The 13,187-nt window shown below is 66.4% G+C and carries 12 protein-coding genes; 8 read left to right on the top strand and 4 right to left on the bottom strand.

Annotation, left to right across the window (positions count from 1 at the left end; translation table 11 throughout):
- Nucleotides 1-6 precede the first annotated feature (6 nt).
- The 6 genes from FHW64_RS29440 to FHW64_RS29415 all read left to right on the top strand — a co-directional run bounded on the left by FHW64_RS29440 (nucleotide 7) and on the right by FHW64_RS29415 (nucleotide 6,346).
- Nucleotides 7-975: a tripartite tricarboxylate transporter substrate binding protein gene (locus FHW64_RS29440; protein ID WP_184531954.1), complete on the top strand. Its 969-nt coding sequence runs from the start codon at nucleotides 7-9 to the stop codon at nucleotides 973-975.
- Nucleotides 972-2,306 (top strand): amidohydrolase family protein, encoded by a 1,335-nt coding sequence (locus FHW64_RS29435; RefSeq protein WP_184531952.1) that lies wholly within the window; start codon nucleotides 972-974, stop codon nucleotides 2,304-2,306. Before FHW64_RS29440 ends, FHW64_RS29435 begins: the two co-directional genes overlap by 4 nt.
- A 68-nt stretch (nucleotides 2,307-2,374) precedes the next feature.
- The gene (locus tag FHW64_RS29430) at nucleotides 2,375-2,863 is read left to right on the top strand and encodes a RidA family protein (RefSeq protein ID WP_260306459.1); all 489 of its coding nucleotides are present in this window, start codon (nucleotides 2,375-2,377) and stop codon (nucleotides 2,861-2,863) included.
- 94 nt (nucleotides 2,864-2,957) lie between these two features.
- Nucleotides 2,958-3,530 (top strand): TetR/AcrR family transcriptional regulator, encoded by a 573-nt coding sequence (locus FHW64_RS29425; protein WP_184531945.1) that lies wholly within the window; start codon nucleotides 2,958-2,960, stop codon nucleotides 3,528-3,530.
- 75 nt (nucleotides 3,531-3,605) lie between these two features.
- Nucleotides 3,606-4,079 (top strand): (2Fe-2S)-binding protein, encoded by a 474-nt coding sequence (locus FHW64_RS29420; RefSeq protein ID WP_184531943.1) that lies wholly within the window; start codon nucleotides 3,606-3,608, stop codon nucleotides 4,077-4,079.
- 65 nt (nucleotides 4,080-4,144) lie between these two features.
- Complete coding sequence (locus tag FHW64_RS29415; protein WP_409350659.1) at nucleotides 4,145-6,346, top strand: molybdopterin cofactor-binding domain-containing protein; 2,202 nt, start codon at nucleotides 4,145-4,147, stop codon at nucleotides 6,344-6,346.
- Nucleotides 6,347-6,361: 15 nt separating this feature from the next.
- Here FHW64_RS29415 and FHW64_RS29410 read toward each other — a convergent pair whose 3' ends face one another.
- Together FHW64_RS29410 and FHW64_RS29405 are read right to left on the bottom strand one after the other, a co-directional pair.
- The gene (locus FHW64_RS29410; protein WP_184531939.1) at nucleotides 6,362-7,993 is read right to left on the bottom strand and encodes an FAD-dependent oxidoreductase; all 1,632 of its coding nucleotides are present in this window, start codon (nucleotides 7,991-7,993) and stop codon (nucleotides 6,362-6,364) included.
- Between the two features lie 8 nt (nucleotides 7,994-8,001).
- Nucleotides 8,002-8,982, bottom strand: a complete 981-nt coding sequence (locus FHW64_RS29405; protein ID WP_184531937.1) for a tripartite tricarboxylate transporter substrate binding protein — start codon at nucleotides 8,980-8,982, stop codon at nucleotides 8,002-8,004.
- Between the two features lie 111 nt (nucleotides 8,983-9,093).
- Between FHW64_RS29405 and FHW64_RS29400 the strand changes: the two genes are divergently transcribed.
- Together FHW64_RS29400 and FHW64_RS29395 are read left to right on the top strand one after the other, a co-directional pair.
- Complete coding sequence (locus FHW64_RS29400) at nucleotides 9,094-9,993, top strand: LysR family transcriptional regulator (RefSeq protein WP_409350655.1); 900 nt, start codon at nucleotides 9,094-9,096, stop codon at nucleotides 9,991-9,993.
- 45 nt (nucleotides 9,994-10,038) lie between these two features.
- Nucleotides 10,039-11,754: a Na+/H+ antiporter gene (locus FHW64_RS29395; RefSeq protein WP_184531933.1), complete on the top strand. Its 1,716-nt coding sequence runs from the start codon at nucleotides 10,039-10,041 to the stop codon at nucleotides 11,752-11,754.
- On the opposite strand, the gene FHW64_RS34560 is transcribed toward FHW64_RS29395, so the two are convergent.
- A complete protein-coding gene (locus FHW64_RS34560) occupies nucleotides 11,751-12,284 on the bottom strand; it encodes an amidohydrolase family protein (protein WP_260306458.1) in 534 nt (177 codons plus the stop codon). The two genes, FHW64_RS29395 and FHW64_RS34560, sit on opposite strands and share 4 nt — an antisense overlap.
- Nucleotides 12,232-13,041: an amidohydrolase family protein gene (locus FHW64_RS34555; RefSeq protein WP_260306457.1), complete on the bottom strand. Its 810-nt coding sequence runs from the start codon at nucleotides 13,039-13,041 to the stop codon at nucleotides 12,232-12,234. The genes FHW64_RS34560 and FHW64_RS34555 overlap by 53 nt, the downstream gene beginning before the upstream one ends.
- Nucleotides 13,042-13,187 lie beyond the last annotated feature (146 nt).

The raw sequence follows: 13,187 nt of genomic DNA, 5'->3' as shown, positions 1-13,187 counted from the left end.
TTATCGATGAAGTTGTTCAGGTTTCTCGCGGCGTTGTGCCTGTCGCTGCCGATGGGAGTCTTCGCGCAGGGCTTTCCGAGCCAGACCGTGAAGATCGTGGTCCCCTATGCGCCGGGCGGCGGGGTGGATGTGCTTGCCCGCACGCTGGCCGACAGGCTGCAGAAGAAGTGGGGCAAGCCGGTGATCGTCGACAACAAGGCGGGCGCCTCCACCATCATCGGCGCGTCCGCGGTGGCGAAGGCGCCTGCGGACGGCCACACGCTGCTGCTGACCAGCGAGGCCACGATCACCAGCAATCCGTTCCTGTCCCAGTCGCTGCCGTACGACCCGGTGCGCGGCCTCGCGCCCATCTCGCGGCTCGTGAGCCTGCCGCAGATGGTGATCGCCAATCCCTCGGTGTCGGCGAACACGATGGACGAGCTGGTGGCGCTGGCCAAATCGAAGCCGAACGGCCTGAGCTATGCGTCGTACGGCTCGGGCAGCCTGCCGCATCTGCTCTTCGAAGGGCTCAGGCACCGCAGCCACATCGACCTCAACCATGTGCCGTACAAAGGCATCTCGCCGGCGGTGCTCGCCGTGCTGTCCGGCGAGGTCGACCTGACGCTGGCCGGCGTTCCAGGCGCGCAGATGCACATCGCGACGGGCAAGTTGAAGCCGATCGCGGTGGGGCGCGCGGAACGTCTTCCGAGCCTGCCGAACGTGCCCACGCTGAAGGAGGCGGGTTACGCCGACATCGACCCGCACGAATCGTGGTTCGGCCTCTTCGCCACCGGCGGCACGCCGCCTGCCATCGTGCAGAAGATCTACGCCGACGTTGCTGCGATCACTGCGGACCCCGCGTTCCGCGAGACGCAGGTGACGGCCCGCGGATTCGACCCCGTGTTCTCGACGCCCGACGACTTCGCGAAGTTCATCCAGGCGGACATGGCCCAGAAGGAACGTCTGATCCGCATCTCCGGAGCAAAAGCGGAATGAGCACGGGCAGCGAGCTCGTCATCCGCGGCGGACACGTGCTCACCATGGATCCGGTGCTCGGCGACATGCCGTGCGCGGATGTGCTGGTGCGCGACGGCCAGATCGCGGCGATCGGCCCTGATCTCAAGGCGGACGGCGCCAGGGAAGTGGACGCGCGCGGCATGATCGTCATGCCGGGCTTCGTCGACACGCACTGGCATCTGTGGAACAGCTCGCTGCGCGCGCTCGTCCGGGGCGACGATGCGGTGCGCGGCTACTTCCCGGTCACGCTGGGCATCGGGCCGCTCTTCACGCCCGAGGACAGCTACCGTTCCGTGCGCCTGGGGCTTGCGGAGGGCATCGCCTCCGGCATCACGACGGTGAACAACTGGTCGCACAACACGCGGAGCCCGGCGCATGCGGATGCCGAGATCCGCGCGATGAACGACATGGGCGTGCGCGGCAGGTTCTCGTACGGCTGGGCACAGGAGAGTCCGCTCGACCGGCCGATGGATCTAAATGACCTCGCTCGCGTGCAGCGCGGCGGCCTGCCCGAGGGCGATCTGCTGACGCTCGGCGCGGCGGTGCGCACACCGGTGTCCAACCCGCGCGGCGTGGTTCCCATCGACGTCGTGGCGGCGGAGATCGAGGGCATCCGCGAGCTCGGGCTGCCTGTCACGATGCATGCGCGGCCCGGCGTGGTGTCGGTGCTCGACCAGCACGGCCTGCTGGGGTCCGACCTGCAGCTCGTGCATCCGCAGGGCATATCGCCCGACGAATGCGTGCGGCTCGCCGAAAGCGGCACCTCGATGACCTGTTCGCCGGTCATCGAAGTCCACTATGCGCAGGCGACGCGTGGCGAAATCCAGTTCCAGGAGCTTCTCGAAGCCAGGGTGCGGCAGAGCCTGTCGGTCGACAGCTCGGCGGCGTCGGCCAATGCGGACTTCTTCAGCTGCATGCGTGCACTGCTGTGGTCGCACAAGCAGCGCTTCGGTGCGCGCATCCCGCTGTCGCCGAAGCGGCTGCTCGAGCTGGCCACGATCGACGGCGCTCACGATCTCGGCATCGCGGACCGCGTCGGATCACTGGTGACCGGCAAGCGGGCGGACATCATCGTCGTGCGCACCGGGGACCCGAACATGGCGCCCGTCGTCGATCCCGCCTATTCGCTGGTGTATTCGGCACAGCCCGCCAACATCGACACCGTGATGGTCGACGGGCGGATCCTCCTGCGGCATGGCCGATTCATCGCGTGCGACCACGAACGGATCGTGCACGAGGCATGCGACTCCGTGCGCACATTGTCTGCACGCGCGCCGCGGCACCTTTGCGTGGATGCGTGCTGCTGCTGATGCGGCCGCGTCCGACTTCTTCCTCAGCAACGCGACCTGAACCGTCGCATCCCCACCGGAGATCTTCGATGAAGCTATTGGCCTCTTTCGCCGCGAGTGCGGCTGCGTTGACGTTTGCCACGTCCGCCCTGGCGGCGGACTACATGGAGCAGGGAGAGCGGATCAAGGGCCGCTCCTATTCGCCGGCGGTGATCACCGAAGGCGGGCGCGTCGTCTGGCTCGCCGGCGAGACCACCACGACCGACCTGACCGGCAAGGACATCAAGGGTGACTTCGAGGCGCAGGCGCGAACGGTCTTTGCGCTGATCGACCAGACGCTGAAGCGGGCCGGCGGCAGCCTGCAGGACGTGGTCACGATGACGGTGTTCATGACCGATGCCCGCAACGGCGCCACCTTCTCGAAGGTGCGCAGCGAGATGTTCCCCAACCGCAATTTCCCGGCGAGCGCGCAGATCACGGTGTCGAACCTCGCCGTGCCGGGCATGCAGATCGAGATCCAGGCGACGGCCGTCATCGGAGACAAGTGCTCCAAGACGAGCCCCTGCATTCCGCACTGAGGCCACCCTGATCGAGCCCCCGGGCTCGAGTCCCGATCGGCGGGTTGAGCGAATATATGTTCGCCAATAACCAAAAGGCACTAAGATCGCCGCCGTGAAACCCAAGGACGACGAAAAGCTCCGCGCCATCGCCGAAGCCACGTTCACGCTGGTCGAACAGACCGGCCTGAGCGGGCTGACCATGGCCGCCATTGCGCGCGAAGCGGGCCTGGCCACGGGCACGCTGTACGTCTACTTCAAGTCGAAAGAAGAATTGATGGTCGCGCTCTACGAGCAGGCCAAGACGACCACCGCCGCCATGCTCATGCACGGCGATGACCCGAAAGCGCCGTTTCGCAGCCGCTTCCGGCACATGTGGATGAACTGGCTCGAACACCGCCTGACGCACTATGCGCAGGTGGTCTTTCTCGAGCAGTACTACAACTCGCCCTGGTTCAGCGAAGAGAGCCGCAATCTCTCCGCCCGGCTCATCAAGGACTGGGTCGACCTGATCGAATCGGCCAAGGCGCACCAGATCCTGAAGGACGTGCCCACGGTTCTGTTGACCAACAGCTTTGGCGGCTCGGTGCGCGAGACCGCCAACCTGCTTCGTTCTGGTGCGCTGGCGCGCACGGACGAGAACCTCGCGATGGCCTTCGGCCTCTGCTGGGACGGTATCAAGGCCTGAGTCGCTTGACCTGGCCTGCGCACAGGTCTATCGTTTCGCCGAATCAATATTCATCGAAGACGAGAAAGCCCCACCATGACTACCCTTCGCATCAACGGCAAGGACCTGCAGGTCGACGCCGATCCCTCCACCCCCATCCTCTGGGCCTTGCGCGACACGCTGGGCATGACCGGCACCAAGTTCGGTTGTGGCGCTGCGCTCTGCGGGGCCTGCACGGTGCATCTCAACGGCCAGGCGATCCGCTCGTGCGTGACGCCGATCTCCGCCGCGGCGGGCCAGAAGATCACCACCATCGAAGCAGTCACCGATGGCAGCGACAAGGTCGGCAAGGCGGTGCATGAAGCCTGGGTCAAGCATGACGTGGCGCAGTGCGGCTACTGCCAGAGCGGCCAGATCATGTCGGCCACCGCCTTCCTGAAGACCGTCACGCCCGGAAAGCTGCCTAGCGAGGCCGAGATCGATTCAGCCATGGCCGGCAACATCTGCCGCTGTGGCACCTACGTGCGCATCCGCGCCGCCGTCGCCGACGCCGCCAAGGCGCTGGCTTGAACGAGGAGATCACCATGAACTTCGATCAAGCCACTTTCGAGCTGCCCGCCAACCTCCGCGCGCTGATGACGCGCGACGAGAACACCACCGAACCCAATGGCCTGCCTCGTCGCAGCTTCCTGAAGCTCGCGGCGGTGGGCGGCTTCGCGCTCGGTGTCTTTCCGATGGGCGCGCTCGCGCAGGACACGAGCGCGGCACCCGCCAGGCCGGCAGGCCTGAAACCGTTCCAGCAGCCGGCGGCCTTCGTGCGCATCGACCGCGACGGCACGACCACCATCACCATCAACCGGCTCGACTTCGGGCAGGGCGTGCAGACCGGGCTGCCGATGATCCTGGCTGAAGAACTCGACGCCGACTGGTCCAAGGTCCGAAGCGTTCACGGCACCAACGATCCCGCCTATGTCGACCCTGCGTTCGGCATGCACATCACGGGCGGCTCGGGTTCCATCAAGAACTCGTACATGCAATACCGCGAACTCGGCGCTCGCACCCGCGCCATGCTGGTCAGCGCGGCAGCGGCACAGTGGAAGGTGGATGCCTCGACGCTGCAAACGCGCAATGGCGTCGTGATCGGCCCCGGCGGCAAGCAACTGGGCTACGGCGAGCTCGCCGAAGCGGCGATGAAGCTGCCGGTGCCCGAGAACGTCAAGCTCAAGGACCCGAAGGACTTCCGCCTAATCGGCAAACCCACCGGCCGGCTCGACGCGCAGGCCAAGTCCAGCGGCCACCAGGACTACGGCATCGACATGCGCCTGCCTGGCATGCTGACCGCCGTCGTGTCTCATCCGCCAGTGTTCGGCGCCAAGCTCAAGTCGGTGGACGACAGCGCCGCGAAGGCGATCAAGGGCGTGAAGGCCGTTGTGCGCGTACAGCTTGACCGCGGCGCGGAAGGCGTGGCGGTGGTCGCCGACGGCTACTGGGCCGCCAAGCAGGGCCGCGACGCGGTCAAGCTCGATTGGGACACCAGCGGCGTCGAGAAGGTCGACAGCGAAAAGCAGCTCGCGCAATACCGCGAGCTCGCGACGAAGCCGGGCAATCGCAAGTACGACGCCGATGTCTCGAAGCTCGGCGGAGCCCCGCACAAGATCGAGGCCGAGTTCGTCTTCCCGTATCTCGCGCACGCGCCGATGGAGCCGCTCAACTGCACCGTCAGCCTCGCGGGAGGCAAGGCCGAAGTCTGGACGGGCACGCAGATGCCGGGCATCGATGGCATGGCAGCCGCCAAGGTGCTGGGTGTGCCGCCCGAGAACGTCAAGGTCCACGCGCTGATGGCGGGCGGCGGCTTCGGCCGTCGAGGCTTGCTGACCAGCGACTTCGTGGCCGAGGCCTGTGGCGTCGTCAAGGCCGCGCAGGCTGCGGGCATCGCAGCGCCGATCCGCACGCTGTGGAGCCGCGAGGACGACATCAAGGGCGGCTACTACCGCCCGATGCATCTGCACACCGCGAAGATCGGTTTCGACGCGCAGGGCAAGGTCACAGCCTGGGACCACGTCATCGTGGGTCAGTCGCTGCTGATGGGCAGCATGTTCGAGCCGATGATGGTCAAGGACGGCATCGACGCCACTGCAGTCGAAGGCATGAAGGAGCCCTACGACGTGCCGATGCGGCTCACGGTGCATCACCCCAAGCTCAACGTGCCGGTTCTCTGGTGGCGCAGCGTGGGCTCGACCCACACTGCGTTCGTCATGGAAACGCTGCTCGACGAAATCGCCCGCACCACCAGGCAGGACCCGGTCGCCTATCGCATGAAGCTCATTGGTGACCAGCACCCGCGCCACAAGGCGGCACTGCAACTCGCGGTGGACAAGTCCGGCTACGGCAAGAAGAAGCTCGACGCAGGTCGGGCCTGGGGCGTGGCGGTACACGAGTCCTTCAATTCCGTGGTGGCGTATGTCGTCGAAGCCTCGGTGAAGGACGGCACGCCCACGCTGCACAACGTGACGGCTGGCGTGCATTGCAATCTCGCGGTCAACCCGAAGAGCGTCGAAGCACAAGTGCAGGGTGGCGCGGTGATGGGGATGTCGATGTGCCTGCCCGGCGCCGCGATCACGCTGAAAGACGGCGTCGTGCAGCAGAGCAACTTCAGCGACTTCGTGGTGCCACGAATCACCGACGCGCCACAGATTGCCGTCTACATCGTGCCGAGTGCCGATGCGCCCACTGGCATGGGCGAACCGGGGCTGCCTCCGCTGGCGCCCGCCTTTGCGAATGCGGTGGCGGCGATCACGGGGAAGCCGGTGCGGGCGTTGCCTTTCAAGCTGGCTTGAGCCCGGTCCGTCGCATCAGCGCCCTGATGCGAACTGATACCCGACGCGCCGCGTCGGTGTCAGAGCCCCGAACGTGGGCCACGCAAGCAGGACGCCTTGCTGTCCGAGCGTGCGCTGGAAGTCGCGAAGGCTTTCCTTGTCGGCGCGCACGGACCGCAAGGGCTGGCTGCGCGCCAGCGCGAACGCAGCGAGCGCGCCGGCGGCTTCGCCGATGCTCCACTCGGTCGCGTGTTCGCGATACGCGCCATTGGTGATGCGCGTGGTTCCCAGGTTCTTGCAGGCCGGCAGAAGGTTCTCGACCCGCACCGGCAGCAGTGCACCGAGCGGAATCTGGAAAGGAAACGAGTCGATGTCGACGGTGTTGCGTCCGCGCGTGCTGGGATGCAGGTCGATCCGGTAGGCGCCGATGCCCACGCTGTCCTCGAAAGACTCGGCCGCATCGGATCCGGGGCGCGCCGCGACGCCGATGTGCTGCTCTAGCACCGTGAACTCCGCGCGAATGCGTCGACCTTCGCGGTAGTAGGCCTGCTTGGCGAGGCCATCGGACGTCCCCAGTACATCGCCGCGCAGCCGGAGCCCCGGATAACCATGGCCGCCGTCGTGGCGCGGCGCCTCGGTCTGCATCCAGTAGAAGAAGGCCAGGCTCAGATCCCGAGCATCGTTCAAGGCCCGCGCCTGCTCCTCTGGCGAAACACCGACCACAGGCCTTTCCCAGTAGTCCATCTGGGGCCAGTTCGCCAGCGTGATGTCGCTTGCGTAGCTGCCCGGCCGGAAGTTCTGCCGATATGCAATGCGCCGCGCATGCCAGAGGTCGTACAGCGATTCGGTGTCGGTCGGGCCCACGAACAGCGGCCGCTCCCTCGGCTCGTGCGTCACGAAGTCGCTCAGCGTCCAGCTCAGTTGAGGGCCGGGCCAGCAATCGAGCTGGAGCGTCCTGAGCCGGTCATAGTCGCGCGGCTTCTCGATCGTGTGGTCCTCATCCGGCAGGTAGTCCGCGGCGAGGCACCAGGTAATGGCTTGCTGGTCGAAAGGATCGGCTTCGGGCAGTGCGTGCAGCTCGCTCGTCTGGGATTGCGCCTCCGCACCGAAGACATGCTCGACGCCGGCCATTTCGAGGAGATCGCCGATTTCGGTGGCATCGATGAAGATCCGCGCGGTCAGGACCTTTTCGACGTTGGCATCGAGGTCGAGCAGGTACACCGCCCGCACGTTGTCTGCGTGGCTCTCGGCCTTCAATGTCCGATGCCGCCTGAGCACGCGAACCATGCCCGAGGCGATGTGGGGCGCCAGCAGTTCGTCGATGACCTTCACTGCAACCCACGGCTCATGACACAGCGAGCTGACATTCCCCTGGCCCGGATTGAGCCGCACGCGCGCCTGCGCAGCGTCCGTCAGCGGCAGATGCCTGCGGTAGTAGGCACGGATGGCCGCGCGGAAGTCGGCGTAGCTTTGCGATGCGGTGAGATGCTCGATCCACGGGTGCTCATCGGGCGGCACGCCTTGCGACGTCAGTTGGCCGCCGAGCCAGTCCAGCTCTTCCACCAGCACCACCGTGCTTCCCAACCTTGCCGCTGCCAGAGCCGCAGAAACGCCGCCCAGTCCGCCGCCGATGATCGCGACGTCCGTCGAGAGTTCGCTGTTTGCCATGCGTCGACTCAATCCGCCTTGATGCCCAGCTTGCGGATGGCGTCGCCATAGCGCTGCGTGTCGCTGGCGATGAGCTTGCCGAAGTCCGAAGGGCTCCCCGTGCCGGCTTCGACGCCGATGCCTTGCAGCCGGGCCTTGGTGTCGGGGTCGTTGAGCAAGGCATTGATGTCCTTGTTCAGCCGGGCAATCACGGGCTGCGGCGTACCGGCTGGGGCCAGAACGCCGAACCAGCCAGTCACCTCGAAGCCTGCGATGCCTTGTTCGGCGACCGTGGGCACATCCGGCAGCACGCTGGATCGCGACTTGGTCGTGACGGCGATCGGGACCAGCTTTCCGGCCTTGATGTGCGGCAGCGCGCTCGAAGGAATGTCGAAACCCAGGTCGACTTCGCCGGAGAGCAGGGCTGTCAGTGCCGGGCCCGATCCCTTGTACGGAACCATGACCATGTCGACCTTGGCCTCGTTCTTCAGGAACTCGGCCGCGAGGCTCGTGGTCGTCGCGCCGCCGCCACCCGCCGCGTAGTTGAGCTTTCCGGGGTTCTTGCGCGCGGCATCGATCACGTCCTTCAACTTCCTGAAAGGCGCGCTTGCCGGTGCCACGATCACCACCGGCGAGGCGCCGAGTTTCGCGACGGGCTCGAAGCTCTTCTGCGGGTCATAGCTGAGCTTGGGATAGAGCGCACCGCTGCCCGCGTGCCCGCTGGTGACCAGCAGCAGGGTGTAGCCGTCCGGCTTGGACGCGGCGACGGCTGCGGTCGCGATCGTTGCGCCGGCACCGGGCTTGTTGTCCACGACGACAGGCTGGCCGAGCGAATCGCCGAGCTTCTGTGCAACCAGGCGCGCGAGGATGTCGGCAGACCCGCCGGGCGCGAAGCCGACGACCAGCGTGACAGGTCGGGTGGGATAGGACTGCGCCTGGGCGATGGAAAGAGCGAGTGCAGTCCCTGCAATCAGGAGTGCCTTGAACAGGGGTCGGAAGGTCTGGCGCATGAGTTTGTCTCTTGTATGTCTGATGAGGTTCTTGAATCCTAGAAACGTGTGCAGCAGGGGTCCAATACCAATGCGACCCGGGGCTATAACACGGTGTTCTAGACTCCCGCGATGAATCTCCGGCAGATCGAAGTTTTTCGCGCGGTCATGTCGACCGGATCCACGACCAATGCGGCCAGGCTGCTGCATGTCTCCCAGCCGGGAATCAGCCGGCTCATCAGGCATCTCGAAATCCAGCTGGGCGTACCGCTCTTCGAGCGGCGCAATGCACGCCTCCTCCCGACGCCGGAGGCGCACGCCCTGCACGCGGAGGTCGAGAAGGTCTACCGCGGCGTTCAGCATGTCCAGAACGTCGCGACGCATCTTCGCTTTGGCGATCACGGAACGCTTCGGGTGCTCTCCAGCGCCAACACCGGACTCCAGCTGGTGCCCCGCGCCACCGCGAGGCTGCTGCAACGCTTCGCGCATGCCAAGGTCTTCTTCGAGTCGCTGCCTACGCGCGAGATCGTCCAAACGCTGGTGGCGGAAGAGGCGGACGTGGCGATCTCCAGTGCGCCGCTGGACCACCCCGTGCTCGATGTGCGTGAGATCGGTCGCTGGAGCCTGCTCTGTGCGGTGCCGAAGGACCACCCCTTGCTCGCGGCCAGCAAGTTCGACCTTGCGAATGCGTTGCGGCAACGCCTGATCGTCTACAGCCCGGAGGCGCCACAGAGTCGCGTCATCGACGCATGGCTCGCGAAGTTCGGCATTGCGCGCCAGGTGGCGGTGGAGGTCCGGTCAGGCTATGCGGCTTGCGCCATGGCGGCCAGCGGCGCGGGCGTTGCGTTCGTCGACGAGTTCTCCGCCCGCGCGCATCGCTCGCGAGACCTCGCGCTCATCCGAATCCCCAAGGCGCCGAGCTTTGCGATCTACAGCGTCACCAACGTCAACCGGCCCACGTCCCAACTCGGTCAGACTTTCATCGAGCTTGCGAAGCACGAGCTCGATCACATCCGAAGAAGTCCCCTGTAGGGATCGGCACGATGCCTTGGCCGTCCAAGCTGGCAGACTCGGCCCATGGACACTGTCGAGACCGTGCTGCTGGTACTTCTTTTCGGGGCCCTGACGGGCATCGCGGCCCGCTACCTGAGGGCCATACCGCTTCCATTGATCCAGATCGCGCTCGGTGCAGCCCTGTCGTGGCCGCAACAGGGGCTGCACATTGCCTTCGATCCGGAACTGTTCCTGGCGCTCTTCATTCCGCCGCTTCTGTTCGCGGACGGCTGGCGCATTCCCAAGCGTGAGTTCTTTGCGCTGGCCGGGCCGATCCTGCGGCTCGCGCTCGGCCTGGTTCTCTTTACCGTGCTGGGCCTCGGCTACCTGGTCCACTGGATCATCCCGGACATCCCCCTGAGCGTCGCCTTTGCATTGGCTGCAGTGGTGTCTCCGACGGACGCCGTCGCGGTTTCGGCGATCACGCGCAACCTGGGCATGCCCGCGAGGTCCATGCTCGTGCTGGAAGGCGAGTCGCTGCTCAACGATGCCTCCGGCCTCGTGGCGCTGAAATTCGCCGTGGCTGCCACGCTGACTGGGGTGTTCTCGTGGGGCGAAGTGGCGCGCGAGTTCCTTTGGGTGGCCGCAGGCGGGCTCGGGCTGGGGGCGCTGGTCGGCTGGGGCTTCGCTGCGACGCGCGACGCCGTCACGCGGCGTGTCGGCGATGTGGCGGCCACGCAGATGGTCCTGCTGCTGGTGCTGCTGCCCTTCGCGGCCTATCTGCTCGGCGAGCGCCTCGGCGTGTCGGGCATCCTGGCTGCGGTCGCCGCGGGCTTCACCACCAACTTCGCCGACCTGCGGCGCAGTGAATTCATCGCCGAGCGCATGCAGACCGAAGGCACGTGGACCGTGGTCGAGTCGGCGTTCAACGGCGCGGTGTTCCTGTTGCTGGGCTTGCAACTGCCGTCGATCGTCGGCTCCACGCTGATCGAGGCGGCGGGCCGGTGGTGGGTGCCTGCCGCGCAGGTGGTGGCGATCAGCGCAGCGCTGCTCGGCCTGCGCTGGCTGTGGCTCACGCTCGGGGTCAAGCGCAGCCTGCATCGTGCGCATGAGCGCGGCCATATTGCCGAGCGGCCGACGTCGCTGCTGACCCTTGCACAGACGCTCGCCGGCATCCGGGGTGCCGTCACGCTCGCCGGCGCGTTGTCGATACCGCTGCAGATGCCCGGCGGCGCGCCGTTTCCGGGGCGGGACCTGCTGGTCTTCCTGGCCACAGGCACCATCCTCTTCACATTGATCGTCGGCAGCATCGGCCTGCCGCTCGTCCTTCGGCGGCTGCCGCCGGCTGGCGAGCCGGTCTTCGTGCGCGAGGAGCGGAGCGCGCGCTTGGCCGCCTGTCGCGCCGCGATCGCCCATCTGGCGCTTGCGCCCAAGGCGCGCCACGCGAGCACGGATGCGAACTGGCTTTCACAACACCAGGAGGCCGTGGGGCGTCTCACGCAGGACTATCGCAAGCGCATCGATCTGCTGGAAGAACCGGCCGATTCGGCCACGCCCGAGGCGCAGGCCGAGTCGGCCGAAGCAGTGCGCCAGCGGCGGCAGCGGTATCTGGTCGAGATGGAGCTTCGGCTGGAGGCACTGCACGTCGAGCGCAATGTGCTGTACGCCGAGCGTCAGGCGCAACGGATCAACGACCAATCGCTTCGCGCGCTGGTGGCCGAGCTCGACCTGTCGGAGGTGTCGCTGCGCAAACGTCTGGTCGTGGCACGCCGCACTGCGAGCACCACATCCGTCCACTAGGCACCGCAACTGCCGGCCTTCGGCGTGCGTAGCAGCGGCACGCCGGCGCCGACTCCGGTGGGCTTGCCCTCGTCGACGGCAAGTACTCCGTTCACCAGCACTGCAACCACGCGTTCCGACAGAAGCGTGGGCTGCGTGTAGGTGGCCTTCGCCGCATAGCGCGTTGGGTCGAACACCACCACGTCGGCGTAGTAGCCGGGGCGAAGGTGGCCGCGCTGCACGAGACCGAGCGTGTCGGCCGTCAGCGCCGAACTGCTGTTGATGAATTGCGCCATCGAAATCACGTGCTCCTTCACGACGTATTGCGCGTACTTCTGCGCGAAGGTGCCATAGGCGCGCGGGTGACCGGGCGACGAGTCGGACGAGGTCATGACCCATGGGCGCTTCATGAACGCGCGAACGTCGTCGTCGCTCTGGTTGAACGATGCAATCAGCAGGTCGCCGTCGCGCAGCACGGCGATGGCCGCGTCGACCGGGTCAGCGTTCGAGGCTTTGCCGGTCGACGCCGAGCGCCTTGATGTGCGCGACATGCACCGGCAACTTCGCCTCGTGGCCGATGCGGATGACCTCGTCGATCGAGCCCTTGAGCCCGATGTTGTACATGGACTCGTCGCGGATGTGGCTGTCGTAGATGCCACCGTGCCGCGCTGCGACCTTGGCGAGCTCGATGACCTCTTCGGTCTTCGAGTAGTTCTGCGGCGGATAGAAAAGGCCGGTCGACAGGCCCAGCGCGCCCTCGCACATCGCCTGGCTCACGTGATGCTTCATCACCTCGAGCTGCGCGGGCGTCGGCGCCTGGTTGGCCTCGCCGAGCTGGTCGATGCGCACGGGGCCGAATCCCACGTACATCGCGACGTTGGTGCCGATGGGCGCAGCACGCAGGCGTTGTGCCTGCGCTGCGATGTCGAAGCCGCCGAAGCCGTCGTTGCCAATCACCGACGTGGTCACGCCCTGTGTCACGAACGGGATGTTGAGGCGCTTCTTGGGGTCCTTGGAATGCAGGTCGACATCGGCATGCGTGTGGGCGTCGATGAAACCCGGCGCCACCACCATGCCCGTGGCGTCGATGGTGCGCCTGGCGCTGAACTGCGCGGGCGCGGCCTTGCCCGCGAACACGATGCGGTCGCCCATGATGCCCACGTCGCCCACCACGGGCGTCTGGGCGTCGCCCGTGTAGATCGTGCCACCGCGCAGCAGCAGGTCGAGTTGGACGGGTGCGTCAGTGGCGGCGTGAAGCGAGGGAGAGAACGCTGCCAGCACGGCCAGCAGGAGAGAGGATTGATGCATCGGGCAGATGAGCAGGAAATGGAGCGATGAGTCTGGAGCCGAACCTTGATGCCTGCCAATGCCTTTTGGGCGGTGCGCCATGACGGGAAGGCATGGCCGAGGGCAGGTGCCTCGCCTTCGGGTTCGCCCGCTCCAGCACCTGCCCC

This window comes from Variovorax sp. Sphag1AA, from assembly GCF_014192575.1.
In the GTDB taxonomy this organism is placed as follows: domain Bacteria; phylum Pseudomonadota; class Gammaproteobacteria; order Burkholderiales; family Burkholderiaceae_C; genus Variovorax.
This window is presented reverse-complemented; position numbering and strand designations above follow the sequence as displayed.

What these genes read in the sequence shown, in the direction of transcription:
- FHW64_RS34555 (WP_260306457.1), bottom strand. Translation starts at nt 13,041, where the DNA reads ATGCATCAATCCTCTCTCCTGCTGGCCGTGCTGGCAGCGTTCTCTCCC.
- FHW64_RS29420 (WP_184531943.1), top strand. Translation starts at nt 3,606, where the DNA reads ATGACTACCCTTCGCATCAACGGCAAGGACCTGCAGGTCGACGCCGAT.
- FHW64_RS29410 (WP_184531939.1), bottom strand. Translation starts at nt 7,993, where the DNA reads ATGGCAAACAGCGAACTCTCGACGGACGTCGCGATCATCGGCGGCGGA.
- FHW64_RS29435 (WP_184531952.1), top strand. Translation starts at nt 972, where the DNA reads ATGAGCACGGGCAGCGAGCTCGTCATCCGCGGCGGACACGTGCTCACC.
- FHW64_RS29400 (WP_409350655.1), top strand. Translation starts at nt 9,094, where the DNA reads ATGAATCTCCGGCAGATCGAAGTTTTTCGCGCGGTCATGTCGACCGGA.
- FHW64_RS29395 (WP_184531933.1), top strand. Translation starts at nt 10,039, where the DNA reads ATGGACACTGTCGAGACCGTGCTGCTGGTACTTCTTTTCGGGGCCCTG.
- FHW64_RS29415 (WP_409350659.1), top strand. Translation starts at nt 4,145, where the DNA reads ATGACGCGCGACGAGAACACCACCGAACCCAATGGCCTGCCTCGTCGC.
- FHW64_RS34560 (WP_260306458.1), bottom strand. Translation starts at nt 12,284, where the DNA reads ATGTCGCGCACATCAAGGCGCTCGGCGTCGACCGGCAAAGCCTCGAAC.
- FHW64_RS29440 (WP_184531954.1), top strand. Translation starts at nt 7, where the DNA reads ATGAAGTTGTTCAGGTTTCTCGCGGCGTTGTGCCTGTCGCTGCCGATG.
- FHW64_RS29405 (WP_184531937.1), bottom strand. Translation starts at nt 8,982, where the DNA reads ATGCGCCAGACCTTCCGACCCCTGTTCAAGGCACTCCTGATTGCAGGG.
- FHW64_RS29430 (WP_260306459.1), top strand. Translation starts at nt 2,375, where the DNA reads ATGAAGCTATTGGCCTCTTTCGCCGCGAGTGCGGCTGCGTTGACGTTT.